The organism is Telluria sp. ZB2R32 (genome assembly GCF_059685715.1).
In genome coordinates this window covers 156,311-181,238 of record NZ_JCASIG010000002.1, presented here as the reverse complement: position 1 = coordinate 181,238, position 24,928 = coordinate 156,311, and the positions used below count along the sequence as shown (strand labels likewise).

Annotated in this window: 18 protein-coding genes; 10 read left to right on the top strand and 8 right to left on the bottom strand. The window is 63.5% G+C overall.

Features of this window, described 5'->3' with window-relative positions; all coding sequences use genetic code 11:
• Nucleotides 1-212: 212 nt before the first annotated feature.
• The 3 genes from AC56LG_RS05780 to AC56LG_RS05770 all read right to left on the bottom strand — a co-directional run bounded on the left by AC56LG_RS05780 (nt 213) and on the right by AC56LG_RS05770 (nt 5,185).
• Nucleotides 213-1,736, bottom strand: a complete 1,524-nt coding sequence (locus AC56LG_RS05780; RefSeq protein ID WP_497165170.1) for a SpoVR family protein — start codon at nt 1,734-1,736, stop codon at nt 213-215.
• 26 nt (nt 1,737-1,762) lie between these two features.
• The gene (locus AC56LG_RS05775; protein WP_497165169.1) at nt 1,763-3,034 is read right to left on the bottom strand and encodes a YeaH/YhbH family protein; all 1,272 of its coding nucleotides are present in this window, start codon (nt 3,032-3,034) and stop codon (nt 1,763-1,765) included.
• A gap of 228 nt (nt 3,035-3,262) precedes the next feature.
• Complete coding sequence (locus AC56LG_RS05770; RefSeq protein ID WP_192049361.1) at nt 3,263-5,185, bottom strand: PrkA family serine protein kinase; 1,923 nt, start codon at nt 5,183-5,185, stop codon at nt 3,263-3,265.
• A 647-nt stretch (nt 5,186-5,832) separates the two neighbouring features.
• Between AC56LG_RS05770 and AC56LG_RS05765 the strand changes: the two genes are divergently transcribed.
• The 4 genes from AC56LG_RS05765 to AC56LG_RS05750 all read left to right on the top strand — a co-directional run bounded on the left by AC56LG_RS05765 (nt 5,833) and on the right by AC56LG_RS05750 (nt 11,155).
• Entirely contained in the window at nt 5,833-6,840 is a 1,008-nt protein-coding gene (locus AC56LG_RS05765; RefSeq protein ID WP_497165168.1) for an adenosine deaminase, read from the top strand.
• A 12-nt stretch (nt 6,841-6,852) separates the two neighbouring features.
• Nucleotides 6,853-9,384 carry an ABC transporter permease gene (locus AC56LG_RS05760; protein ID WP_497165167.1) on the top strand — a complete coding sequence of 844 codons (2,532 nt, stop codon included), beginning with the start codon at nt 6,853-6,855 and terminating at the stop codon, nt 9,382-9,384.
• Nucleotides 9,385-9,446: 62 nt separating this feature from the next.
• The gene (locus AC56LG_RS05755) at nt 9,447-9,836 is read left to right on the top strand and encodes a group II truncated hemoglobin (RefSeq protein ID WP_192049367.1); all 390 of its coding nucleotides are present in this window, start codon (nt 9,447-9,449) and stop codon (nt 9,834-9,836) included.
• Nucleotides 9,836-11,155 (top strand): DNA recombination protein RmuC, encoded by a 1,320-nt coding sequence (locus AC56LG_RS05750; RefSeq protein WP_497165166.1) that lies wholly within the window; start codon nt 9,836-9,838, stop codon nt 11,153-11,155. The genes AC56LG_RS05755 and AC56LG_RS05750 overlap by 1 nt, the downstream gene beginning before the upstream one ends.
• Nucleotides 11,156-11,273: 118 nt before the next feature.
• On the opposite strand, the gene AC56LG_RS05745 is transcribed toward AC56LG_RS05750, so the two are convergent.
• The 4 genes from AC56LG_RS05745 to AC56LG_RS05730 all read right to left on the bottom strand — a co-directional run bounded on the left by AC56LG_RS05745 (nt 11,274) and on the right by AC56LG_RS05730 (nt 18,230).
• Nucleotides 11,274-11,843, bottom strand: coding sequence for an REP-associated tyrosine transposase (locus tag AC56LG_RS05745; RefSeq protein ID WP_497165165.1), 570 nt, complete (start codon nt 11,841-11,843; stop codon nt 11,274-11,276).
• Nucleotides 11,844-11,955: 112 nt separating this feature from the next.
• Nucleotides 11,956-13,833, bottom strand: a complete 1,878-nt coding sequence (moeA, locus tag AC56LG_RS05740) for a molybdopterin molybdotransferase MoeA (protein ID WP_497165164.1) — start codon at nt 13,831-13,833, stop codon at nt 11,956-11,958.
• 32 nt (nt 13,834-13,865) lie between these two features.
• Nucleotides 13,866-14,975: a GTP 3',8-cyclase MoaA gene (moaA, locus tag AC56LG_RS05735; RefSeq protein WP_497165163.1), complete on the bottom strand. Its 1,110-nt coding sequence runs from the start codon at nt 14,973-14,975 to the stop codon at nt 13,866-13,868.
• 114 nt (nt 14,976-15,089) lie between these two features.
• A complete protein-coding gene (locus AC56LG_RS05730) occupies nt 15,090-18,230 on the bottom strand; it encodes an Rne/Rng family ribonuclease (protein ID WP_497165162.1) in 3,141 nt (1,046 codons plus the stop codon).
• A 656-nt stretch (nt 18,231-18,886) separates the two neighbouring features.
• Between AC56LG_RS05730 and AC56LG_RS05725 the strand changes: the two genes are divergently transcribed.
• From AC56LG_RS05725 to AC56LG_RS05710, 4 genes are read left to right on the top strand one after another with little or no spacing between them, the layout of a single operon-like run.
• Nucleotides 18,887-19,867, top strand: coding sequence for an RluA family pseudouridine synthase (locus AC56LG_RS05725; RefSeq protein WP_497165161.1), 981 nt, complete (start codon nt 18,887-18,889; stop codon nt 19,865-19,867).
• 54 nt (nt 19,868-19,921) lie between these two features.
• A complete protein-coding gene (locus AC56LG_RS05720) occupies nt 19,922-20,581 on the top strand; it encodes an HAD-IIIA family hydrolase (protein ID WP_497165160.1) in 660 nt (219 codons plus the stop codon).
• Nucleotides 20,582-20,584: 3 nt separating this feature from the next.
• The gene (locus tag AC56LG_RS05715; protein WP_497165159.1) at nt 20,585-20,965 is read left to right on the top strand and encodes a Rieske (2Fe-2S) protein; all 381 of its coding nucleotides are present in this window, start codon (nt 20,585-20,587) and stop codon (nt 20,963-20,965) included.
• 38 nt (nt 20,966-21,003) lie between these two features.
• The gene (locus AC56LG_RS05710) at nt 21,004-21,996 is read left to right on the top strand and encodes a S49 family peptidase (protein ID WP_497165158.1); all 993 of its coding nucleotides are present in this window, start codon (nt 21,004-21,006) and stop codon (nt 21,994-21,996) included.
• A gap of 372 nt (nt 21,997-22,368) precedes the next feature.
• Here the strand turns inward: AC56LG_RS05710 and AC56LG_RS05705 are convergent, their stop codons facing one another.
• A complete protein-coding gene (locus tag AC56LG_RS05705) occupies nt 22,369-22,650 on the bottom strand; it encodes a hypothetical protein (RefSeq protein WP_497165157.1) in 282 nt (93 codons plus the stop codon).
• 228 nt (nt 22,651-22,878) lie between these two features.
• Between AC56LG_RS05705 and AC56LG_RS05700 the strand changes: the two genes are divergently transcribed.
• Nucleotides 22,879-23,601, top strand: a complete 723-nt coding sequence (locus AC56LG_RS05700; protein ID WP_497165156.1) for a pseudouridine synthase — start codon at nt 22,879-22,881, stop codon at nt 23,599-23,601.
• Nucleotides 23,602-23,845: 244 nt separating this feature from the next.
• A complete protein-coding gene (locus tag AC56LG_RS05695; RefSeq protein ID WP_497165155.1) occupies nt 23,846-24,916 on the top strand; it encodes a phospholipase A in 1,071 nt (356 codons plus the stop codon).
• Nucleotides 24,917-24,928 lie beyond the last annotated feature (12 nt).

Sequence of the window (24,928 nt, the reverse complement as noted above, 5' to 3'; positions counted from 1 at the left end):
ATGCTCAGCTTTTCGCAAACTATAGCCAGTTTCGGCAAAGCCTAGCGTTCGCCAGCTAACACAAGTGGGAGGAGTACGGGGCGTCGTGTATGACCGGAAGTGATGGCATGCCGCCGAGTCGCTATATCTTGACATGCATCAGTAGGGAGGTTACCCCCAGGCATGATCCGCGGATGGATGTTGCCTGGAGGCGGGGGAGGGCGGAGGCGCTGCTAGCGGTGGCGCTTCTCGCGCCGGCAATCGAGGAAGCTGACGACGTGGCCATTGGTATCGACCGTCTCCAGGCGCACGTCGAAACCCCACAGCCGGGCCACGTGCTTGAGCACTTCCTGGGCCTGGGCATTGAGCGGGCGGCGCTGGAACTGGGTATGGCGCAGGGTCAGCGCGCGGTCGTCGCGCGTGTTGACCTGCCAGACCTGGATGTTCGGCTCGCGGTTGCCGATGTTGTACTGCTCGGCCAGTTGCTGGCGTACGTAGCGGTAGCCGGCTTCGTCGTGGATCGCCGAGATGGTCAGCTTGTCGCTGCGGTCGTCGTCGAGCACGGCGAAGAAGTGAAACTCGCGGATCAGCTTGGGCGACAGGTACTGGGCAATGAAACTCTCGTCCTTGAAATTGCGCATTGCAAAGTCGAGCGTCTTGATCCAGTCGCTGCCGGCCATGTCGGGGAACCAGGCGCGGTCTTCGTCGGTCGGGTTTTCGCAGATGCGGCGGATATCGGTCATCATTGCGAAGCCGAGCGCGTACGGATTGATGCCGCTGTAATAGGGGCTGGTCGCCGCCGGCTGGTAGACGACATTGGTATGGCTTTGCAGGAACTCGAGCATGAAGCCGTCGCCCACGATGCCCTCTTTATATAGTTCCTGCAAAATCGTGTAGTGCCAGAAGGTGGCCCAGCCCTCGTTCATGACCTGGGTCTGGCGCTGCGGATAAAAATACTGCGAGATCTTGCGTGTGATGCGCACCAGTTCGCGCTGCCAGGGTTCGAGCAGCGGCGCGTACTTCTCGATAAAGTACAGCAGGTTTTCCTCGGGTTCGAGCGGGAAGCGCGGCGGCGGGGCGTTGCGTTCTTCTTCCTCGCGCCGCGGCACGGTGCGCCACAGGGCGTTCACCTGCGATTGGGCGTATTCCTCGCGTTCTTTCTGGCGCGCCGCTTCCTGCGCCACCGACAATTTGGCCGGCCGTTTATAACGGTCGACCCCGTAATTCTGGATTGCGTGGCAGGAGTCGAGCAAATCCTCGACGGCATCGATGCCGTAGCGCTGCTCGCACTCGGCGATGTAATTCTTGGCAAACACCATGTAGTCGACGATCGCTTCGGCGTCGGTCCAGGTGCGGAACAGGTAATTGCCCTTGAAGAAGGAGTTGTGGCCATAGGCGGCGTGGGCGATCACCAGCGCCTGCATCGTCAGGCTGTTCTCCTCCATTAAATAGGCGATGCAGGGATTCGAGTTGATGACGATTTCATAGGCCAGGCCCATCTGGCCGCGCTTGTAGCTCTTTTCGGTCGACAGGAAGTGCTTGCCGAAGGACCAGTGGTTGTAAGACACCGGCATGCCGACCGAGGTATAGGCATCCATCATCTGCTCGGCGGTGATGATTTCGAGCTGGTTCGGGTAGGTGTCGAGGCCGAATTTCCGGGCCACGCGGCGGATTTCCTCGTGCGCCTGCTCGATTAGGTCGAAGGTCCACTCCGACTGTTCGGGCAGGGCCCTGGGATTGGTGCGATCGTCTGGCATATGCGTGCCTATCGGAATATGTCGGCTTACTTGGGCTGTTTCTTGAACAGCTCGCGGAAGACCGGATAAATGTCGGCCGGCGTCACGATCTTTTGCATCGCGAAATTGGCATGGTGCGCGGCGACTTCGGTGTATTGCTCCCACAGGTTCTGCGGTGGTCCGTCGGTGATTTCGACATAGGTGTAGTACTGCACTTTCGGCATGATGCCGATGTCGAGCAACTGCTTGCACAGCACCGAATCGTTGTCCCAGTTGTCGCCGTCCGAGGCCTGGGCCACGTAGGCGTTCCAGTCCGAGCTCGCATAGCGCTCGCCGATCACCTTTTGCAGCAGGTGCAGGGCGGACGAGACGACCGTGCCGCCGGACTCGCGCGAGTGGAAGAATTCGTCCTCGTCGACTTCGGCCGCGGCGGTATGGTGGCGGATGAAGACGACGTCGATGCGCTCGTAGACGCGCTTGAGGAACAGGTACAGCAGGATGAAGAAGCGTTTCGCCGTGTCCTTGCGGGTTTCGTCCATCGAACCGGATACGTCCATGATGCAGAACATCACGGCCTGGGTGCTCGGTTTCGGCACCTTGATGCGGTTGCTGTAGCGCAGGTCGAACGGGTCGATGAAGGGGATCGCGTTGATGCGCGTATGCAGGTGGTGGATTCGCTTGCGCAGTTCGAGCACGCGCGGATCGCCTTCCGGCACCTCGGCATCGAACAGCGCCTGCAATTCCTGCTGCGCTTCGCCGGCTGCGCGCCGGCTCGGGCCGCCGACGGCGATGCGCCGGCCAAGTGCTCCGCGCAGCGAGCGCAGCACGTGGATGTTCGAGGGCGTGCCGGAGACGTTATAGCCGGCACGCTGGGTCTTGAAGTCGATCGTCTGCGTGAGCTGGGTTTTCACCATGTTCGGCAGCTCGAGGTCTTCGAAGAAATAGTTCATGAATTCTTCGCGCGAGAGTTCGAAGATGAAATCGTCTTCGCTGGTCTGCTCGCTGTTGCCGGCGCGCCCGCGCCCGGACCCGCCGCCGCCACTGCGCGGACGGTTGAACTGGTCGCCTTTCTGGTATTCGGTATTGCCGGGGTTGACCGTTTCCCACACGCCGCCATGGGCATGGCCGAAGTGCGGTTCGTTGACGTCCTTGACGGGGATCGAGACTTTTTCGCCGTTCTCGATATCGGTGATCGAGCGGCCCTTGATTGCGCGGCCAACCGCGTCCTTGATTTGCGCCTTGTAGCGGCGCAGGAAGCGTTCGCGGTTCACCGCGGACTTGTTCTTGCCCTGCAAGCGTCGGTCGATGAGGTAAGTCAAAACATGCCTCCTGTTAAAACCGCTGCGGACCGCTCGGAAAACGCGCCGCGCGGTCCCCCTATCTTAATACGCAGCGTGCATAAGCGGGGGGCGCACGGCTGGCAGGGTGGTCAAAATGGTGCGAAACGACGGTTGGCGTAGCGGGTGCCGACGCATTCGATGCGTACGAGCACACCGATGGAGCCGGCCGCGACGGCGCACGCCCTGCACGCGCCGCCCGGCGTCTGCTTACGATGACTTCCTGACGCGCAGATACCATTCGCACAGGAGCCGCACCTGCTTGGCCGTATAACCCTTCTCGACCATGCGGTTGACGAAGTCGGCGTGCTTCGTTGCATCTTCCGCACTGGCTTTGGCATTGAACGAAATAACCGGCAAAAGTTCCTCGGTATTCGAGAACATTTTCTTCTCGATGACGGTGCGGAACTTCTCGTAGCTGGTCCAGGCCGGATTCTTGCCGCCGTTGGTCGCGCGCGCGCGCAAGCCAAAGTTCACGATCTCGTTGCGGAAATCCTTCGGGTTCGAAATCCCGGCCGGCTTTTCGATCTTTTCCAGCTCGGCATTGAGCGACTCGCGGTCGAAACTCTCGCCGGTGTCCGGATCGCGGAATTCCTGGTCCTGGATCCAGAAGTCGGCAAAGGTCACGTAACGATCGAAAATGTTCTGGCCGTATTCCGAATAGCTCTCCAGGTAGGCGGTCTGGATTTCCTTGCCGATAAAATCGACATAGCGCTGCGCCAGGTGCTCCTTGATATACGAGTGGTAGCGTTGCTCCTGCTCGGGCGGGAATTGCTCGCGCTCGATCTGCTGCTCCAGCACGTACAGCAGGTGCACCGGATTGGCGGCGACTTCGGTGTTATCGAAGTTGAAGACTTTCGACAGGATCTTGAAGGCGAACCGCGTCGACAGCCCGTTCATGCCTTCGTCCACGCCGGCATAATCGACGTATTCGTGCAGCGACTTGGCTTTCGGGTCGGTGTCCTTCAGATTTTCGCCGTCGTAGACCAGCATCTTCGAATAGATGCTCGAATTTTCCGGGTCTTTCAGGCGCGACAGGATCGCGAATTGCGCCATCATGCGCAGCGTGCCCGGCGCGCAGGGCGCCTTTTCCAGCGACGAATTGCGCACCAGTTTGTCGTAAATCTTGATCTCGTCGGAAATGCGCAGGCAATACGGCACCTTGACGATATAAATCCGGTCGAGGAAAGCCTCGTTGTTGCGGTTATTCCGGAAGGTCTTCCATTCCGATTCGTTCGAGTGCGCCAGGATGATGCCCTCGAAAGGAATCGCACCAAAACCTTCGGTGCCCTTGTAATTGCCTTCCTGGGTGGCCGTCAGCAGCGGGTGCAGCACCTTGATCGGCGCCTTGAACATTTCGACGAATTCCATCAAGCCCTGGTTCGCCAGGCACAGGCCGCCGGAATAGCTGTAGGCGTCCGGATCATCCTGCGAATATTCCTCGAGCTTGCGGATGTCGACCTTGCCGACCAGTGAGGAAATATCCTGGTTGTTTTCGTCGCCCGGTTCGGTTTTCGAAATGGCGACCTGTTTCAGGATCGACGGATAACGCTTCACCACGCGGAACTTGTTGATGTCGCCGCCGAATTCGTGCAGGCGTTTCACCGCCCATGGGCTTGGAATCGAGCGCAGGTAGCGGCGCGGAATCCCATAGTCTTCTTCGAGGATGACGCCGTCTTCGTCTTCGTTGAACAGGCCCAGCGGCGACTCGTTCACCGGCGATCCTTTGATCGCATAGAAGGGCACTTGTTCCATCAGGTGCTTGAGCTTTTCGGCGATCGACGATTTACCGCCGCCGACCGGTCCCAGCAGATACAGGATTTGCTTGCGCTCTTCCAATCCTTGTGCCGCGTGGCGGAAATACGAGACGACCTGCTCGATCACTTCTTCCATGCCATAAAACTCGCGGAAGGCGGGATAGACCTTGATGACCTTGTTGGCGAAGATGCGCGACATGCGCGGATCGAGCCGGGTATCGACCAGCTGCGGCTCACCGATGGCGGCGAGCATGCGCTCCGGCGCGCTGGCATAGGTCAGCGGGTCCTTCTTGCACAGGGCAAGATATTCGGACAGGGAATATTCCTCTTCACGGGTGCGCTCGTAACGGGCTGCGTAGTTGTCAAAAATGGTCATGTGCATGTCCTTTAGTTTGCTAACAACGATCACTGTCACGACAGGCGGCATAAAGCCGACTGCCCAAGCCCCAAGTTTGTTGGCTTTATACGGATACCTCGGCGACCTGTCGCGGGCGCAATAACAGCCAAGCTGTTTGGCATTCGATCTGCGCGCGACGGTTTCGCGAAGTTCCACCCGTTAGGCGGGTCGTCCTGGTAGCGACGCGACGTGCGCGGCGGCTCAGGCGGATTGTTCTTTTTTGAGCCGGCTTGTGGCCGGACGTCCCGTGAATGAAGGGGCTCTTTTTGTTTCTGAAATTTATTATGTGCCTATTGGTTCTCGAAGTCAAAGCAGGATCACGCATTCGCGCGTAGGACGATAAGCCTTTGATTATTAACGAAAACCAATATATTTCCAGGCCTAATTTGAAGCAAGCACTAAGCTGATTGAAAGAAAATATTTATGCATTCCGTATGGCTATTTCCACAAGTCTTTACTGTTGGGATGACAAACGGGAGCGACCGATAGTGCACCATCCGGTGCTCCGGCGGCGCACGCGAAACCGCGCTTTTTTCACCCGTCCGTCCAATGAAAACTGAGCCATGGCGGCATGCGGTACACTTGCCGGTCCTGCCTTGAAAAACCGCCTTTGACGGAGAACATCCATGCTGAACGAGCAGCTGCGCCAGACCATCGAACAGATGCCGAAGGCCGAATTGCACATCCATATCGAGGGCTCGCTCGAGCCGGAACTGATCTTTGCGCTAGCGCAAAGGAACGGCGTATCGCTGCCTTACCCATCGGTCGAAGCGTTGCGCCAGGCCTACGCTTTCTCGGACCTGCAGTCTTTCCTCGACATCTATTATGCCGGCGCCAGCGTCCTGCTGACCGAGCAGGATTTCTACGACATGACGGCCGCCTACCTGGCGCGCGCCGCGCTTGATAACGTGCGCCATGCCGAGATCTTCTTCGATCCGCAGACGCACACCGCGCGCGGCGTGCCCTTCGAGACCGTCATCAACGGCATCTGGCGCGCCTGCCAGGACGGTCCCATCAGCGCCACGCTGATCATGTGCTTCCTGCGCCACCTGTCGGAAGAGGAAGCGCTGGCCACGCTCGACGAAGCGCTGCCGCACCGCGACAAATTCATCGGCGTCGGCCTCGATTCGTCGGAAGTGGGCCATCCACCGGAAAAATTCGCACGGGTGTTCGAACGCGCGCGCCAGCTCGGCCTGCGCCTGGTCGCGCATGCCGGCGAGGAGGGACCGCCCGCCTACATCGAAAGCGCGCTCGACGTGCTGCAAGTGGAACGCATCGACCACGGCGTGCGCTGCCTGGAAAGCCCGGAACTGGTCGAGCGCCTGGTGCGCGAACAGATGGCGCTGACCGTCTGCCCGCTGTCGAACATCAAGTTGCGCGTGTTCGACGTGATGGGCAGCCACAACCTGCGCACCCTGCTCGACAAGGGCCTGGCGGCGACCGTCAATTCCGACGACCCGGCGTATTTTGGCGGCTACATGAACGACAATTTCATTGCCGCCTTCGAGGCGCTGCCGCTGGACGCCTCGCACGCGCGCCAGCTCGCCCGCAACAGCTTCAGCGCCGCCTTCCTCGGCCCCGAGCAGCGGCGCGGCTTCCTGGCGGAAGTCGATGCCTTTTTCGCCAATCGATAAGGAGGGCCGGCCATGCTGATGCAGTCACTCCGCATGACCGCGCGCGACTGGCGCGCGGGCGAACTGCGTTTCCTGCTGGTCGCGCTGATCGTGGCGGTGTCGGCCCTGTCGTCGGTCGGCTTCTTCATCGACCGCATGCGCGCCGGCCTGGCGCGCGACGCCAACCAGCTGCTCGCCGCCGACCTGCTGGTCAACGCCGACAATCCGATCCTGCCGGCCTGGCGCCAGGAAGCGCAGCGGCGCGGCCTGCTGCTGGCCGATACCGTCACTTTCCCCAGCATGGCGCAAGGCGGGGAAGGCGAGAATTCCCAAGCCCAGCTGGCCTCGATCAAGGCGGTTTCGACGGGCTATCCGCTGCGCGGCACGCTGCGCATCACCACCGATCCGGACCAGGCCAGCGCCGCGCGCGGTACGGCTGCCGCTTCGATTCCGGCTCCCGGCACCGTCTGGGTCGACGCCAACCTGTTGCCGGCCCTGAACGTGAAAGTCGGCGACGCGCTGCAGGTGGGCGAGCGCACCTTCACCATCACCCAGCTGGTGGCGGCCGAACCGGACCGCGGCGCCTCGTTCGCCAACTTCGCGCCGCGCGTGATGCTGGCGCTGCCCGACTTGAAATCCACCGGCCTGGTCGACGACTTTGCACGCGTGACCTATAAATTGCTGGTTGCGGCGCCCTCGAACAACGACCTGGCGCGGGTGCGCGATTTCGAAACCTGGCTGCGCGCGCGCATCGCCCAGGACAACGTCAAGGGCGTGCGCATCGAGTCGATCGAGAACGGCCGCCCCGAGATGCAGGCCACGCTCGACCGTGCCGACCGCTTCCTGTCGCTGGTCGGCCTGCTGTCGGCGATGCTGGCGGCGGTTGCCGTCGCCATGGCCGCGCGCCGCTTCATGCAGCGCCACCTCGATGCCTGCGCCATGCTGCGCTGCCTCGGCATGACCCAGAACGGCGTCGGCGCCATGTACCTCATCGAGTTCGCGCTGGTCGGCCTGGCCGGCAGCGTCATCGGCGTACTGGTCGGCTTCGGCGCGCATTTCGTACTCCTCCAATTGATCGGCACGCTGCTGCCGCCGGACCTGCCGCCCGTGTCGCTGCTGCCGGCATTTCAGGGCATCGCCACCGGCATGCTGCTCTTGGTCGGCTTCGCGCTGCCGCCGGTACTCCAGCTGCGCAACGTACCGCACAACCGCGTGATCCGGCGCGAGCAAAGCGCGCCACAACCCATGGCGCTGGCCACCTATGGCCTCGGCATCGGCGTGTTCCTCGCGCTGCTGCTGTGGCAGGCGGGCGATCCGAAGCTGGCGCTAATGACGGCCGGCGGCTTCCTCGGCGGTTTCGCCGTGTTTGCGCTAGTGGCCTGGCTGGGACTGAAACTGCTGCGCCGCCTGCGCGGGATCTCGGCCCACCAGGGCTGGCGCTTCGCCGTCACCTCGCTGCAACGCCGCCCCGGCGCGACCATCGTGCAGGTGGTCTCGCTCGCGCTCGGCCTGATGGCGTTGCTGCTCTTGACCGTGGTGCGCGGCGACCTGGTCGCAGCCTGGCAGCGCGCCACGCCGGAAGATGCGCCAAACCGCTTCATCATCAACGTGCTGCCCGAACAACGGGACGACGTCGCCCGCCGCATCGCCGCCGCCGGCGTCGACCAGCCGGTGCTGTACCCGATGATCCGCGGCCGCCTGACCGCGGTGAACGGCCAGGCCATCACGCGCGACACCTATACCAGCGACGACGCGCGCCGCCTCGCCAACCGCGAATTCAACCTGTCGACGACGGCCAATGCCCCGGAGGGCAACGACATCGTCGCCGGCAAATGGTACGCCGACGCGCCGGGCGTCTCGGAAGCCTCGGTGGAGCAGGGCATCGCCAAAACGCTTGGACTGAAACTGGGCGACGTCATGCGCTTCGACATGGCCGGCATCGTGGTCGATGCGAAAGTGACGAGCCTGCGCAAGCTGGAATGGGGCTCGATGCGCGCCAACTTCTTCGTCATCATCAACCCGCAAGCGATGGCGAATGCCCCGGCGACCTACATGACGGCCTTCCACCTGCCGCAGCAGGGCGCGGGGCTGGCCAACACGCTGGCGCGCACGTATCCGAACCTGACCGTGATCGACGTCAGCGGCATCATCCGCCAGGTGCAGGACGTGGTCGACCAGGTGGTCGTCGCAGTCGAATTCCTGTTCCTGTTCACGCTCGCTTCCGGCGTGCTGGTGCTGTACGCGGCGCTGATGGGATCGCAGTCGGAACGCACGCGCGAAGCCGGCCTGCTGCGCGCGCTGGGCGCGACCCGCAAGCAGCTGGCGCAGGCGCAACGCATCGAGTTCGTGCTGGTCGGCGGCCTGGCCGGTTTGCTGGCAGCGAGCGGCGCGGCGGCGCTGGGCTGGGCGCTGGCCACGTACCAGTTCAAGTTTCCATGGACCTTCGAGCCGGGCGTGTGGCTGGCGGGGATCGTGGTCGGCGCCGTGTGCGCGCTGGTCGGCGGCTGGCTGGGGCTGCGCAGCGTGTTGCGGCAGCCGCCGCTGCAGACGCTGCGCGAGGCGTAAACAATCGCCGTGGCGGGCGGTGGCGGTCCCACGGGCCGCCACCGGTGCGCTATCATGACGCCATGTCCGAGAACCAAACCCTGTACGAAATCATCGGCGGCGAAGCGCGCCTGCGCGAACTGGTCGACCGCTTTTATGACCTGATGGAGCTGGAGCCCGAATTTGCCGGCATCCACGCCCTGCACCCCAAGCCGAACGACAGTTCGCGCGAAAAACTCTTCATGTTCCTGTCCGGCTGGATGGGCGGGCCCGACCTGTTCGTCGAGCGCCACGGCCACCCGCGCCTGCGCGCGCGCCACCTGCCGTTCGGGATCGGAACCAGCGAACGCGACCAGTGGCTGCGTGCCATGGCCTGGGCAATGGAAGACATCGGCATGGACGACGACCTGCGCATGCGCCTGATGCAATCCTTCTACCAGACCGCCGACTGGATGCGCAACAAGGCCGACTGATGTCCACTCTTCAATTCGCCGTGTTAACCGCGGGCGTGCTGGCCGTCATCGCCTTGCAGGTGCTGCTGCTCCTGCGCGGCCGTAGTGATGGCAGTGCGCTGGCGTTCGAACGTCTCGAACGCGAACTGCGCCAGGAGCTGCAGCACAGCGCCCAGGCCACGCGCCAGGAACTGGCCGGACACATGGGCCAGCACCAGGGCGCGACCGCCCAGCAGCTGGAGAGCATGCGCCAGCAGATGCAACTGCACGCGGCCGGCGGACGCGAGGAGCAGGCGCGCGCATTGAAGCGCTTTGCCGACACGCTGCAGCAAACCCTCGGCAATCTCACCGAATCGAACGCCCAGCGCATGCAGGAAGTGCGCGCCACGCTCGAACACAAGATCCGCGACCTGCAAACGGATAACGCCAAGCGCCTGGAAGAGATGCGCCAGACGGTCGACGAAAAGCTGCACACGACGCTGGAAACGAGATTGACCGAATCCTTCCGCCAGGTCTCCGAGCGGCTGGAAAAGGTGCACCAGGGACTCGGCGAAATGCAGCAGCTGGCGATCGGCGTGGGCGATTTGAAGCGCGTGCTCACCAACGTCAAGACGCGCGGCACCTGGGGCGAAGTGCAGCTCGAAATGCTGCTCGAGCAGGTGCTGACGGTCGACCAGTACGCCAAGAACGTCGAGACCGTGCGCGGTACGAATGCGCGCGTGGAATTCGCCATCAAGCTGCCTGGCGTGAGCGATGGCGGCGCACCGCTGTGGCTGCCGATCGACGCCAAGTTCCCGAAAGAGCAGTACGAGCGCCTGCTCGAATCGCAGGACCGCGCCGATGCCGAAGGCGTGGCGCGCTACGGCGGCGAGCTGGAACGCGCGGTGCGCAATGAAGCGAAAACGATCTGCGAAAAATACGTCTCGCCGCCGCAGACGACAGACTTCGCCATCCTGTTCCTGCCGACCGAGGGGCTGTACGCCGAAGTCATGCGCCGCCCCGGCCTGGCCGACGACCTGCAGCGTACCCTGCGCGTGACGATTGCCGGCCCCTCGACCCTGTCGGCGCTGCTCAACAGCCTGCAGATGGGCTTCCGTACTTTGGCGCTGGAGAAGCGCTCGTCCGAAGTGTGGCAGGTGCTGGGCGCCGTGAAGACCGAGTTCGGCAAGTTCGGCGACGTGCTGGCCGCGACCAAGCTCACGCTGGAAAAGGCGGCGAAAAACATCGAAAGCGCCGAGGTGCGCAGCAGGCAGATGGCGAGGAAGTTGAAGTCGGTGGAGGCGTTGCCGAGCGAGGCGGCGCAATTGATGCTGGGCGCGGACGGCGGGCGGGATGAATGACATGTTGGCGTTTTCATGGTCCCGCCTTGTCGACTCAAATTGAGCTGACCCGTAAGGTGGGCGGGTCTCCCGCCCACGCGTTCAACCGCAATGAGAACAATCGCGACGTGCGGTCGACTTAATCCCACTCCAACGTTATTTCATTCACCGGCCCACCCCAATCCGCCGGATACATTCCATCCCGCACACACCGCGCAAAACTCGAATGCGGCCACAACGACGCATGTGTGGCATGCCCATGCTTCACCGCATTGATGTGAACGTAATCCATGTGCGCGCAAAAATCGCGTTCGTCCCTGATTTGATGTTCCCAAAACCGCCGTTGCCAGATCGTCGCTGTGCGCTTTCGCCTCATGCTGGCTGAAACAGGAACGTCATCGTATAAATGGCGGCAGCGGTAGGAGACGTGGTGCTTGATCTCGGACCAACGTCGCGCGAAATCGTGATCGTCCGGCGGTAGTGTCCAGATGCAGTGAAGATGGTCCGGAAGTTGAATCCAGGCGTCGATCGTGAATGGACGACGCGCGCGGACGGCGTGGATGGCGTCACGCAGGGCGCGCAGGATTGCGTCGTCGCACAGGATGGGGCGGCGGCGGTAGGCGATCAGTGTGAAAAAGTAGGTGGAGCCGGTGAGGGCGCGGCGATATCGGGACATCGCGAGATCGTAGAACAGTGCGACGGTGCGCACGATTCAAGCGTAGTGAGCGATGAGATGGGTCAAGCATAAATTGCGGATGAGCATGGGTCGGTTGAACGCGTGGGCGGGAAACCCGCCCACCTTACGTCGATCAATCCGCCGATTACACCAGCCCCTCGAACATCAGCACGTCGACCATGTCGCCGGCCGCCACATTGCTTTGCCCATCATGCAGCACCACCATGCAATTCGCCTCCGACATCGAGCGCAGAATGCCCGAGCCTTGCGAGCCGGTGATGCGCACCTGCGGCATGCCGTCCTCGCCCTGGGTCAGCACGCCGCGCTGGTATTCGGTGCGGCCGGGCTTCTTGCGGATGGCGGCGACCGAGCGGGCGCGCAGCAGGGGCAGGGGGGCGTCGGCGCCCATCATGCGCAGCAGGGCGTCGCGGGCGAAGAAGTAGAACGAGACCATCACCGCCACCGGGTTGCCGGGCAGGCCGAAGAGGAAGGCGCCGTGGCCGTTCGAGGCGATGCGGCCAAAGGCGAGCGGACGGCCGGGACGCATGCCGATCTTCCAGAAGGTGACGTCGCCCAGGCGCGCCATGATCTGCCGGGTGTAGTCGGCGGCGCCGACCGAGACGCCGCCCGAGGTGATGATGGCGTCGGCATTCTCGCAGGCGCTGCGCAGCGCTTCCTCGAGCGCGGCCGGGTCGTCGCGCACGATGCCCATGTCGATGATGTCGCAGCCGAGGCGCTGCAGCATGCCGTAGATCGTGTAGCGGTTGCTGTCGTAGACGCTGCCTTCGTCGAGCGGCTGGCCGATCGAGCGCAGCTCGTCGCCGGTCGAGAAGAAGGCGACGCGCAGGCGGCGCCGCACCGGCACTTCCGCGATGCCGAGCGAAGCGACCAGGCCGAGATCGGCCGGGCGGATCATCTTGCCGGCCTTGAGTGCGGCGCTGCCTGCCTTGAGATCTTCGCCGGCGAAGCGCCGGTTGTCGCCCGGCTTCAGGGCACCCGCCGCGATGACGATCGATTCCTTGCTTTCCTCGGCCACGAATTCCTGCGGGATCACGCTGTCGCAGCCGTCGGGCATGACGCCGCCCGTCATGATGCGCACGCATTGGCCCGACGCCGGCGCCAGGCCGGTCGGTTTGCCCGCATACACGGTGCCGATCACGGTCAGGCGCACCTGGCCTTCGGCCGGGAGGTCGCCGCCGCGCAGCGCGTAGCCATCCATCGCCGAGTTGTCGTGCGCCGGCACGTCGATCGGCGAGACGATGTCGCGCGCCAGCACACGGCCCAGGGCGGCGCGCAGTGCGACCTGCTCGACGGCCTGCACCGGCTGGACGAACTCGTGGATGATGCGCTGCGCATCCTTGACCGGTAGCGCGTCCGGATCGTAGGCGGAGAGGCAGCTCGTCACGTCCGCCAGGCGCGGCGCACGCGTGGCGTCCAGGCTGTGCAGCTCGTCGAGCGTATTGATGTTGCGGAAGGCGTCGGCGTCGTCGAACAGCACCTCGACCGCCTTCAGATCCTTGTACCAGCCATCCATGCGCCGTCCGCCTTCGCGCAGATACGCGGACAGGATCGGCAGCAGCGACGCCTTCACCAGGCAGAACACCGGGTGCGGTTGCGGACGCTGTCCGGCTTCCCGGGTCACGGCAAAGGCGAGATCCGCATCCTGTTCGCGCAGCGCCGCCAGCAGCCGTTCGGCCAGGTCGGGCGGCAGGAACGGGGAGTCGCAGGGCGCGGTCAGCAGGAATTCGGTCCGGCAGCGGCGCATGCCGGTTTCCATGCCGGCCAGCGGCCCGGCAAAGCCGGGCAGGTCGTCCGGCCACACCGGCACGCCGAGCGCGGCGTAGGTTTCCAGGTTCTGGTTGGCGTTGATGGCCACGCCCGCCACTTGCGGCGCCAGGCGTTCCAGTACGTGGGCGGCCATGGTCTTGCCGCGAAACGGCTGCAAGCCCTTGTCGACCTGCCCCATGCGCGTGCCGCGCCCGCCGGCGAGGATCAGTCCACTGATCGATGCTTGTTGTGTCATGTTGTTGTTCGAGTTAACTCAGCCGCCGCGCATTATCCACCAATGTATGACATTTCGACCTTGCGCGCCCCAGGCGCGCTGCCCTGCGTTTCCACCGTGCGCGTTTCGGAATACCGGTCCGTGCGCCCGCGCCACAACTGCGCGATCGCACCGCTGATCGCCAGGTCGTCGTGACCGGCGCGCAGCAGCGCGCGCAGGTCGTGGCCGCGGGTGGCGAACAGGCAGGTGTACAGCTTGCCCTCGGTCGACAGGCGCATGCGGCTGCAATCCTTGCAAAAGGCGCCGGTGACGCTGGAAATGACGCCGACTTCACCGCCGCCGTCGAGATAGCGCCAGCGCGCCGCCGTTTCGCCCGTGTAGTTGGCGGCGGCCGGCACCAGCGGCAGCTCGGCGCCGATGCGGCGCACCACCTCGCTCGAGGGCACGACTTCGTCCATGTTCCAGCCGTTGGAGGCGCCGACGTCCATGTATTCGATGAAGCGCAGGATCGTCGGCGAGCCTTTGAAGTGGCGCGCCATCGGCACGATCTGGTCGTCGTTGGTGCCGCGCTTGACGACCATGTTGACCTTCACCGGCCCCAGGCCCACGGCGTGCGCCGCGTCGATCCCGGCCAGTACGTCGCCGACGGCAAAATCGACGTCGTTCATGCGCTTGAAGACGGCGTCGTCGAGCGCATCGAGCGACACCGTGACCCGGTCCAGGCCGGCATCCTTGAGCGCGCGCGCCTTTCGCGCCAGCAGCGAGCCGTTGGTGGTCAGCGTCAGGTCGAGCGGGCGGCCGGACACCGTCGGCAAGGCGCGCAGCATCGCCACCAGGTGCTCCAGGTTCTTGCGCAGCAGCGGTTCGCCGCCGGTCAGGCGGATCTTTTCGACGCCATGGGCGATGAACAGCCGCGCCACCCGTGTGATTTCTTCGAACGAGAGCAGGTCGCCGTGCGGCAGGTAGGGGTAATCCTTGCCGAAGACTTCCTTCGGCATGCAGTACACGCAGCGGAAATTGCAGCGGTCGGTCACCGAAATGCGCAGGTCGTGCAGGGGCCGCGCCAAGGCATCGGCGAGAATCCCGACGGGCGCCGCCGGTGCCGCCGGCACGGCCAGCGTGGGCGCGCGCAGGTCGTGGAGCATGATGATTTTTTCAGACATGCCGATACGATAGCACGAGGGGCGCGCACACACAGGCGCGGGTCCAAGTAGGGAACACGGCAATAAAAAAGGGAAGCACGCGGCTTCCCTTTTTACCGGACTGACCCGCCAGGATTACTGGCGCGTATCGACCTGGATCAGGGGCTCGTCGACCAGCTTCGGTGCCGGCTTGCGGGCACGGCCGATGCGGACCGGGGCGGCTGCCTGGGCGGCCGCTTCCTGGGCTGCGCGCAGCTTTTCCGGATCGGTGGAGGCCAGCGTCAGGCCGGCGGCGCCGAGTACGTCGCTCAGGTCGGCCGCAGGCTGAGGTGCCGGCGTTGGCGCGACTGGCGCAGCAGCTTGTGGCGCAGGGGCTGGTGCCTCGACAGCAGGCGCAGCGACCGGTGCTTCGGCCACTGGAGCAGGAGCAGGAGCAGGAGCAACCGCTGCCTCGGCAACGGGCGTAACTGCAGCCGGTGCTTCAGCAACAGAAACCTCGGTAACCGGAACCGGTGCGGCTGGCGCCGGCTGGGCAGCCTGCTTCGGCTGCGCTGCGGCGATCGAGGCGGCGGTCGGGAAGAACCAGGTCTGCGCGGTCGCTGCCGGCACGCCGAACGACGGCGCCGCTGCCGGGGCAGGCTTGACGACCGGCGCTGCAGGGGCGGCAGGCGCGGCAGCCTTGGCTTGCGCCGCGGCGACCGAGGCTGCGGTCGGGAACGGCCACGGCGCCTGCTTGGCGGTCTGCTGGCGTCCTTCGCCGCGGCCACGGCCACGGTTCGACTTCTCGGCGGCAGCAACTTTCGCGGCTTCTTCGTCGGCCACCGGCATGAATGCCGGCGTACCGTCGTTATCGCCCAGTTCGCTGCCTTCGATCTCGCTGCCGTCGCGGTCGCGGCGGTTGCGGTTGCGGCCACCACGGCGGCGGCGGCGGCGCGGCTCGTCGCCGCCTTCGCCTTCGATCTCCTCACCCTGCGGACCGCTGCCGGTCACGGCCTTGACGGCGTGCTCGAGCTGGTCGCCGTGCGGGGTCGTGGTCGACAGTTCCGATTCAGGCGTGGGCACGGCTGCCGGAATGTTCAGCTCTTCCAGCTTGGCCTCGAACGCCTGCTGGCGCTCGGTGCGTTCGCGCGGCTGGCGCGGAGCGCGTTCCGGACGCTCGCCACGTTCTGCGCGCTCGGCGCGTGGTGCCGGGACGGCAGTCTCGGCACCTTCGCGCGCTTCACGTGGGGCGCGCGGCTCGCGTGGCGGACGCGGTGGACGCGCCGGCTTGCCCTCGAACTCGCCCGCTTTCACGGTCTCGTCGACGCCGGCCTTGGCCGTCGTGTCGCGTTCTTCGCGGTTACGCTCCGGCTTGTTGCCGCGGCCTTCATTGCGGCCCTCGTTGCGGCCCTCATTTCGACCCTCATTTCGACCCTCATTTCGACCGTTACGGGCACGTGGACCACGGCCATTGCGCTCGCCGCGCTCGCCTTGTACTGGCGCCGCGGCCGGCTTGACCGGCTCGGCCACCACTGGCGCTGGCGCCACCGGTTCCGGTGCGCCGAAGAAGAAGCTCTTCAGCTTGCCGAAGAAGCCGGTCGGTGCGACTGCCACCGGGGTGATCGGCGCGGCCGGTGCTTCCACCGCTTTCACCGGTTTGGCCGCTTCGCTGCGGTCGACCACCGGCGCCGGCTGGGCCGGGGTGATGGTCTTGACCATGGCTTCCTGGCGTGGCTTGGCTTCTTCCTTCTGGCGCTTGCTGTAGGCCATGTCGGTTTCGGCGGTCTCGGCCAGGGTGTAGCTGGACGGCGCTTCTTCCAGACGCGGATCGTCGTGCTTGATGCGCTCGAGCTTGTAGTGCGGCGTGTCGAGGTGTTTATTTGGCACCAGGATCACGGTGATGCGGTGGCGGTTCTCGATCTTCAGGACTTCGCCACGCTTTTCGTTGAGCAGGAAGGCGGCGACGTCGACCGGCACCTGCACGTGGATCGTGGCCGAATTTTCCTTCATCGCCTCTTCCTGGATGATGCGCAGGACTTGCAGGGCCGACGATTCGGTGTCGCGGATGTGGCCGGTGCCCGAGCAGCGCGGGCAGGTCACGTGCGAACCTTCGGACAGCGACGGACGCAGGCGCTGGCGCGACAGTTCCATCAGGCCGAAGCGGGAGATCTTGCCCATCTGGACGCGGGCACGGTCATGGTGCAGGGCGTCCTTCAGGCGGGTTTCGACTTCGCGCTGGTTCTTCGCCACTTCCATGTCGATGAAGTCGATGACGATCAGGCCGCCCAGGTCGCGCAGGCGCAGCTGGCGCGCCACTTCGTCGGCCGCTTCGCAGTTGGTGTTGAAGGCGGTCGTTTCGATGTCCGAGCCGCGTGTGGCGCGTGCCGAGTTGACGTCGATGGAGACCAGCGCTTCGGTGTGGTCGATGACGATCGCGCCGCCCGATGGCAGCGGCACGGTGCGCGCGTAGGCGGTTTCGATCTGGTGTTCGATCTGGAAACGCGAGAACAGCGGCACGTCGTCGCTGTAGCGTTTGACGCGGTGCGCCATGTCGGGCATCACGTGGCTCATGAACTGCTGGGCCTGCTCATAGATCTCGTCGGTGTCGATCAGGACTTCGCCGATGTCCGGCTGGAAGTAGTCGCGGATCGCGCGGATCACGAGCGAGCTTTCCTGGTAGATCAGGAAGGCGCCCGAGGCCGACTTGCCGGCGCCTTCGATCGCGCGCCAGAGTTGCATCAGGTAATTCAGGTCCCACTGCAGTTCTTCGACGTTGCGGCCGATGCCGGCGGTACGGGCAATCACCGACATGCCTTGCGGCAGGTCCAGCTTGTCCATCGTCTCGCGCAGTTCCTGGCGCTCTTCGCCTTCGACGCGGCGCGACACGCCGCCGCCGCGCGGGTTGTTCGGCATCAGCACCAGGTAGCGGCCGGCCAGCGAAATGAACGAGGTCAGGGCCGCGCCCTTGTTGCCGCGCTCTTCCTTCTCGACCTGCACCATGATTTCCTGGCCTTCGCGCAGCGCTTCCTTGATGGAGCAATTGCGCACGTCGACGCCGTCACGGAAATACGTGCGGGCAACTTCTTTGAAGGGGAGGAAGCCGTGGCGGTCTTCGCCGTAGCTGACGAAGCAAGCTTCGAGGGAGGGTTCGATGCGGGTGATGACACCCTTGTAGATATTCGACTTGCGCTGTTCGCGTCCAGCCGTTTCGATATCGATGTCGATCAGTTTTTGACCGTCGACGATTGCTACGCGCAACTCTTCTTGCTGCGTAGCGTTAAACAACATACGTTTCATTTTTTACTCCGCGACCCGTGGGCCGTTCCAGGCCGCCTTGCCAGGGCGGCGAAAGTACAGGGACGTACGCGGGAGGGGAGAGCTGGAGGGGGTATGCCCGGACGTGCGGCAAGGCGAGGCCAGGGGCTCGCCGCCGCAACAGGGCGCATGGGATCGATCGTCATGCCGAGGGCACGCCGCACCCAGGGCCGCTCATCCCGAGCGGCGCAACATGGTGCAGGCGGTGCGCGCAAAACCAGCCTGACCGTTTACAGCGAACACATTCCAGGACTTCGATGACAGGCGATTCATCAGCCTTGTCTCTCAAGCCTTGTGATGAGGCTTGCAACGGGTCGGGCGAAACGACAAGCGTTATCGACACCATCAACCGGCGAGCCCGCAAGAAGCAGCTTGCCGGTACTTATCCTTATAGTTCCAATCAATCCAATCCGGCACTCCTGCACGCGATCCGATTACAACTGCGGTGCAACCTTGAACTGCGCAGGAATGTGCGTACACGTTTTTTCCATCGAATTTGCATGCCTGCGGGGCCGATGGAGCGCGCCCCTGTGTAAAATATCGTTTTAATTCTTACACCTGCAGAGGTTTGACCGCCGCCTGTCGATTATATATTCAAAATGAAGGACTTAGAGAGAATTTCTGGGAAGACAATCCAAATGAAGATGCAAAGCGATGTTGTTCCCCCTTCATCACAGGCGTTGGCAGCAAGTTTCGTTACGATCACCGAAGAAGAAGCCGGACAGCGCATCGATAACTACCTGCTGCGCGTCTGCAAAGGCGTACCGAAAAGCCACATTTACCGCATCCTGCGTTCCGGCGAAGTGCGCGTCAACAAGGGCCGCATCGACCAGTTGTACCGCCTCGCCGCCGGCGACCTGGTGCGTATTCCGCCGATCCGCCTCGCCGAAAAAACGCATACCGCGCCGGTGCCGGGCGCCGAATTCCGGATCGTCCACGAAGACACCCATTTGCTGGTGATCGACAAACCGGCCGGCGTGGCCGTGCATGGCGGCTCGGGCGTGTCGTATGGCGTGATCGAACAGTTGCGCGCGGCGCGGCCGGACGCCAAGTTCCTGGAGCTGGTGCACCGCCTCGACCGCGAAACCTCGGGTTTGCTGCTGCTCGCCAAAAAGCGCTCGGCACTGACCAACCTGCACGAGCAGATGCGCGATGGTCATACCGACAAGCGTTATCTGGCGGCCGTCGCCGGCGACTGGATCAACAAGCGCCAGCACGTCAAATTGCCGCTACATAAATTCTCGACCCCGGATGGTGAGCGGCGCGTGGTGGTGCAAGCGGGCGGCATGGAATCGCACACGATTTTCAATTTGCTGCGCAAATGGGAAGGTTTTGCCTTGCTGGAAGCGGAACTGAAAACCGGCCGTACCCACCAGATTCGCGTTCATCTGGCTTCGTCGGGCTTTCCTATCCTCGGCGACGAGAAATACGGCGATTTTGCGCTGAACAAGCAGCTGCAAAAGGCCGATGCGACGCGTGGCGCCTTGCGCCGGATGTTTCTGCACGCCTATAAAATCACGTTCACGCATCCGGAAACCGGTAAACCGATGACCTTGCAGGCACCCTTGCCCGCCGAGTGCGACCGTTTCTTGCTAAGCTTGGGGCAAGCGGTAAATTGAAGCTCGGTCCAACCAGCACGAAAATAACGAGGAGCCGGTGTATAGCCGGAAGAAATGCCAAGAAAGCAATTTGATCTGATCGTGTTCGACTGGGACGGCACGCTGATGGACAGCACGGTCGCCATCGTCAAGTGCATCCAGGCTGCCGCGCGCGACGTCGGCTTGCCGGTGCCGAGCGACGAGGCCGCCGCCCACGTCATCGGCCTGGCGCTGCCCGAAGCGATGCAGGCGGCGGTGCCCGACATGCCGGCGGCGCTGTACCCGCGCATGGTCGAGCGCTACCGTTACCACTTCCTGACGAAAGACCACGAACTGGTGCTGTTCAAGGGCGTGCGCGAGATGTTGAATGAACTTTCGCAGCAGGGTTACTTCCTGGCGGTGGCCACCGGCAAGAGCCGCGTCGGGCTGAACCGGGCGCTGAACGCCTGCGGGCTGCTGTCGCTGTTCGATGCCACGCGCTGCGCCGATGAAACGTTTTCCAAGCCGCACCCGGCCATGCTGCAGGAATTGACGCGCGAACTGGGCCAGGACATGCGCCGCACCGTCATGATCGGCGACACCACCCACGATTTGTTGATGGCGAAAAATGCCGGCGCCGCGGCGATCGCGGTCGAGTACGGCGCGCACCCGGTCGACCAGCTGCAAGCCTGCCGCCCGCTGTACTCGGCAAAAACCGCGGTTGAACTGCATGCCTGGCTGGCCGAGTTTGCATAAGCGATGACAAATGCGCTCACGCCAGTGCTGATCTGCGATTCCGAACTGCTGGTCGACGGCGGGGAGGGCGTGCGCTTTCCGGTCGCCGTTTTCGGCGAGGCGGCAACCGGCTTCGTGGTGCGGTATGGAGGCACGGCCTATGCCTACCTGAACCGTTGCGCCCATGTGCCGATGGAACTCGATTGGGTGCAGGGGCAGTTTTTCGAGTCGAGCGGCGAATTCCTGATGTGCGCGACCCATGGCGCCGTCTACCGGCCCGAGAGCGGCGTGTGCGCAGGCGGGCCTTGCCGCGGCGGCAAGCTGCGCCCGATCGCGGTGCGCGAGGTCGACGGCAAAGTGTACTGGCAGCCGGACGAGCGCGTCGGTCTGCCTGCAGGTGACTAAAGAAATTCCTTTAATTCACGGAGCATCGAGAAAGCGTAATGAGCGACAACATCAAGCACGACGGCGACGGCCGCTTTGTCGACAACCCGACGGCCGGCAACTGGGAACGCGAGACGCTCGAAAAGCTCGTGTTCGCCACCATCAAGGAGCGGCGCGCGGCGCGGCGCTGGGGCATTTTCTTCCGGCTCGCCTTTCTCACCGTGATCGTGGTCGGCCTCTGGACCTATTTCGACCTGAGCTTCGGCAGCGACGACGAAAACCTCGGCCGCCACACTGCTTTAATCGAAATTAACGGCGAGATCGAAGCAGAAGGCAGCGGCGCGGCGGACAATGTCATCCCCTCGCTGAACAAGGCCTTCGCCGACGCCGGCTCGGCCGCAGTGGTGCTGCGCATCGACAGCCCCGGCGGCAGTCCGGTGCAGGCAGGCATCATCGTCGACGAAATCCGGCGCCTGAAGCGCGGCTATCCGGACAAGCCGCTGTACGTCGTCGTCGATGAAATCTGCGCCTCGGGCGGCTACTACATCGCCGCCGCGGCCGACCGCATCTATGTGAATAAAGCCAGCATCGTCGGCTCGGTCGGCGTGCTGATGGACAGCTTCGGCTTTACCGGCACCATGGAAAAGCTCGGCGTCGAGCGGCGCCTTCTGACGGCCGGCGCCAATAAAGGATTTCTCGATCCGTTCAGTCCGCAGTCGGACAAGCACCGCGCGCATGCCCAGGAAATGCTCAACGAGATCCACCAGCAATTCATTACGGTCGTGCGCGCCGGCCGCGGCACACGCCTGAAGGAAACGCCGGACATGTTCTCGGGGCTGTACTGGACCGGTGCGAAAGCGGTCGACATGGGCCTGGCCGATGGCTTCGGCACCGTCGACACGGTGGCGCGCGACATCGTCAAGGCCGAAGACATCGTCGACTACACGGCACACGAAGGCTTGCCGGAGCGGGTACTGAAGAAGTTTGGCGCCTCGGTGGGCGAGGGAGCATTGAAGGCAATGTCGCACACGACCCTTCCTAAACTGAACTGATTTTGCTCAATATGTCCTTGAATGTTCTGCAAGATGGTCTATATTGGTTCTTGTAGTTCTTCCAGGAGGGGCAATCAATAACACGTGCCAACCTGTTCGCAGTCGTAAAAAATCTGGTGACACTACCTTCTCCGCATACGTGCGGTTTTCGAGAGAATTAAATTCCTCATAGTAATAACCCCTCCCGGGAACGAAAACGACGGCGCAAGCCGTCGTTTTCATTTATGCGGGTGGTTGATGAATCATGCCGAGGATTCATGAGGGCAGCTCATCAATACCGCGGGGTAGCGTGGCCGGCGCGACAGGTGCGAGTAGGTCCATGGCCGGGCAGGGCCTCTCACCCTGCGTCCGCGCGGCAAGCGCCGCGCACATCTACATTTCACTTTCCGCCTCGTCATGCTGCACGAACCCGCCCTGTTCCAGCCAGGCCTGGAAATCGCGCTGGGCACGGTCGAACCAGGCGGCGCGCAGCGGCGCCTGGGCATTGGCCTGCAGATGCGGCGTATTGCCGCCACGGGTCCAGCGTGCCAGCGCCAGGCGCGTGGGGAACTGGGCGCACTGTGAGCGCGCCAGCGACAGGCGCGCGGCCCGAACCGATGCGGAGGCGACGGTGGGCATGGCGGCATCGTAGGGCGTAGGTTTCACTGCTTGCATGTTGTCCTCTTTTTGTCTGGTGGTTTGTCCTAGCGGTTCCTCATCAGTTCCGAACACGCTGTAGGGCGATTCCTAATGGACTTGAAGTCTATCAATGGTTCTCCTGTTCCGATTGATCTAGCGCAAAGGCATGTCTATCTCCGATCCGTGTGGAAACAGTGCCTTGTCAACTTGGCTATGGGCAAGCCTTCCGTGAAAGTCCTGTCCCCTTCTGTTAAAGTCTCGCCCATGAGTAAATTATCCCTGGACCGTATCCTGCAATCGCAGGGCTTTGGTACCCGCAAATATTGCCGCGCCCTGATCGAAGATGGCGATGTCGCCGTCAATGGCAGCATCGTCGACAACTACAAACTGACCGTCGACACCGACAACCTGGTCCTCGCCGTCTTCGACGAGGAATGGATCTACCGCGAGCGCGTCTATATCGCGCTGTACAAGCCGGCCAATTTCGAGTGTTCGCGCAAACCCAGCCACCATCCGGGCGTGCTGACCTTGCTGCCGGAGCAGTTCGGCTGGCGCGACGTGCAACCGGTCGGCCGCCTCGACCACGACACCACCGGCCTGCTGCTGATGTCCGACGACGGCCCCTTCATTCACGCCCAATCCTCGCCCAAGCGCCACGTGCCGAAGGTGTACCAGGCCACCACGGCCGAGCCGGTGACGCCGCAACTGGTCGAACAGCTGCTGGCTGGCGTGCAACTCCACGACGAACCGGCGCCGCTGCGCGCCGTGTCCTGTGTCGCCCATGGCGACAACGGCATCGAAATCGTGCTCGAGCAGGGCAAGTACCACCAGGTCAAGCGCATGCTGGCCGCTGCCGGCAACCATTGCAGCGCGCTGCATCGCTCGGCGATCGGCGGCTTGACGCTGGAATCGCTGGGGTTGAAGGAGGGGGAGTGGTGCTTCCTGGAGCAGGCGCAGCTGGATTTGCTGGTGCCGTCGCAGGCTTAAGCTGTCGGCAGAGCTAAAAATCCGTGGAGTCAGGACTCCACCCTATGTGTACCGATGTTCGTAGGGTGGAGTCCCGACTCCACGGGGGGGCCTTTGGAGCAGGCTTTATGCACGGCGTTTAACTGTGCGACCCCAAAATTGGTTATCCAGCAAAATGCGTATTGACTCGCGTCAGATCGTGGTCGGCGCGCAGGCATGCAGTCGGACGCGACGGCGTATTTTCGCAACCGATCCAGTGCTCACGATGCCGCAATCCTACCGTTCCCTCCTGCTCTCCCTTCCCCTGTTATACGCCGTTAACGCTGCCGCCCAGGATGCTCCCAAGGTGCTCGGCGATTGCGCCAACATCGGGGACAACGTCGCGCGCCTGGCCTGCTTCGACAAGCTGGCCGCCACGCCTGCGCCGCGCACCGAAGCCGCAGTCGTCGTCAATCCGGCAACGACCGAACCCGGTGGCGCAGCCGCCCCGGCCGTGGCGACGGTGGCCGTCGTCACCGCCCAGCCATCGGCCGAGAGCAGCGCCAAGTTCAGCCAGCTTGACCACTGGGAGCTGGACCAGCCCTACCGCCGCGGCGTCTTCAAGTTCCGTCCGCACAACGCCAGCTACCTGATCGCCACCCGCAGCTACCGGCAGAACGAGGCGCCCTACCTGCCCTACCGCGACCTGACCGATAACGATGCCGGGCTGTCGAAGAGCGAACTGGCCTTCCAGCTCAGCTTCAAGATGAAAATGATCGAAGGCGCATTCGGCAAGCCGGTCGACCTGTGGTTCGGCTATACCCAGAACAGCTTCTGGCAGGCGGCCAACAGCAAGGCGTCCAGCCCCTTCCGCGAGACCAATTACCAGCCGGAGTTCATGGCCATCGCGCCGCTGAAATTCGACCTCGGCGGCGTCAAGTTCACTCATGCCGGCCTGGGCGTCAATCACCAGTCGAACGGCCAGTCGGGCACCTTGTCGCGCAGCTGGAACCGCGTGTACGCGCAGCTGGGCATCGAAAAGGATGGCTTTTCGGCCACCGCCCGCGTCTGGAAACGCCTGAACGAAAGCGCCGACGAGGACGACAACCCGGACCTGGTCGACTACATGGGCCGCGGCGACCTGGCGCTGGCCTACCGCCGCGACGGCCACATCTATTCGTCGACCCTGCGCTACAACATGCACACCGACCGCGGCGCGATCCAGGCGAGCTGGGCCTTTCCGCTGGCCGGCAACGTCAAGGGTTATGCCCAGGCCTTCGCCGGCTATGGCCAGAGCCTGATCGACTACAACTACTTCCAGCGCTCGATCGGCGTGGGCGTGCTCGCCACGTTCTGATCGGTCCTTGCT